Raw genomic sequence first — 1626 nt, 5'->3', positions numbered from 1 at the left:
TTCAGCTGGTACCGCTGGCAGTACGACAGCGCCTGACGTCTGCTGGTTCAGGACGGCACGCTGCCCGGCCAGGAGCAGTGGCGCTGGGATGCAGCCGGTAACCCGCTCGAAGGATCAGCTGAGAAGGTCACGCACAACCGCCTGACGCAGCTGAACGGCATTCGCTGGCGCTATGACATCCACGGCCGCACCGTGGAGAAGGATAACGGCCAGACCCGCTGGCACTACCGCTACGACGGCGAGCACCGCCTGACGGAGGTGATCAGCCAGCCGCGGGACCGCAACAGGCCGCAGACGCAGGTCAGCTTCCGCTATGACCCGCTCGGGCGCCGCATCAGCAAAACGCGACGCCAGATGCTGTTTGGGCAGCCAACCGGTAAGCCAGTCACCACCCGGTTTGTCTGGGAAGGGTTCCGGCTGTTGCAGGAAGTGCACGGGGATGTGCCGCTGACCTACGTCTACAGCGATCAGGACAGCTACGATCCGCTGGCGCGTATTGACGGCGTTGATGCCCCGGAAATCTTCTGGTTCCACTGCCAGCCCAACGGCACGCCGGAGCGGATGACGGATATCGAAGGGCAGGTGCGCTGGGAAGGCGTGAACAGCGCCTGGGGCAAGCTGCTGCGGGAAAGCGAGACGCAGGTATCAGGATATTCCCAGAACCTGCGTATGCAGGGGCAATACCTGGATCGTGAGACAGGGCTGCACTACAATCTGTTCCGGTATTACGACCCGGACTGCGGAAGGTTTACGCAGCAGGACCCGATAGGCCTGGCGGGGGGGACAAACCTTTACCAGTATGCGCCGAATGCGCTAGGGTGGGTGGATTCTTGGGGGTTGAGCCGCGAGTGTAGCGGTAAAACAAAACCTGATTTCTATGTTGGTCCAAATGGCCCTAGTTCGACTATGCCTTCTACAGCATATCGTTATATGGATAGCAAATATGCTCCACAGACAATAGAAAATAAATCAGCCCCGTTAAGTTATTTTGGGTATACGAAATATAAATCTGCACATGAAGCCAGGGACGCCTATCAAATTTTTTATGAGAAAGGTAATCCTGATTCATGGAGTGATGCACGTTTATTAGGTGAGTTTGATACATTACAACTGTATAAAAATGGAGTGCCTCAGGTGCAAGTACCTCTTGCCAAAGGTGGTCGAGGGCCTGGATATGAGCTTTTCACCAGTGCATATCCTGAGTATGGTAAATGTGGGGCATTACAGTTGCTACCAATCGAACGTAATTACCCTGTTATTTTTGAACGTGTTACTATAATTCCGGAGTAAAAGCGATGACAGATGAAGAGTTACGAAAGAATCTTGTTTTTTTAATAAAAAAATATGTTCCGGAAAGTCAACAAAAAGCATTTTATGATGATATATCAAAGTCTATTGTGCCAGTGAAAGGTATTTTAGCTGACTTTAATAAAATCAAAACCAGAACTGTTGATGAAGTTGATGGAGATTTAATACGGGATGTTTACTTTTATTTTTGTTGACAGATAATTACGTAGGGAATTTATTTTTCCGTTCTTTTTTATATTTTTTTTTGGTGGGGAATGGGTCGGTAAAGAGATGAAAATAATCTTTACCTGCAATCAAAATATCAGCAAAGGCGTTAGA

At 49.9% G+C, this 1626-nt stretch carries 1 protein-coding gene and 1 pseudogene; both read left to right on the top strand.

Annotation, left to right across the window (positions count from 1 at the left end; genetic code table 11):
- Positions 1-1290: pseudogene (locus INF61_RS22485) on the top strand (RHS repeat domain-containing protein); the annotation flags it as partial.
- A gap of 5 nt (positions 1291-1295) precedes the next feature.
- Complete coding sequence (locus tag INF61_RS22480) at positions 1296-1502, top strand: hypothetical protein (protein ID WP_193548136.1); 207 nt, start codon at positions 1296-1298, stop codon at positions 1500-1502.
- The last annotated feature ends 124 nt before the right edge of the window (positions 1503-1626 follow it).

Origin of the sequence: Enterobacter cloacae complex sp. P18RS (assembly GCF_014982105.1) — a bacterium.
GTDB classification, from domain to species: Bacteria; Pseudomonadota; Gammaproteobacteria; order Enterobacterales; family Enterobacteriaceae; genus Enterobacter; species Enterobacter hormaechei_C.
The sequence above is the reverse complement of the archived record's forward strand: the minus strand, read 5'-3'. Positions and strand labels throughout refer to the sequence as shown.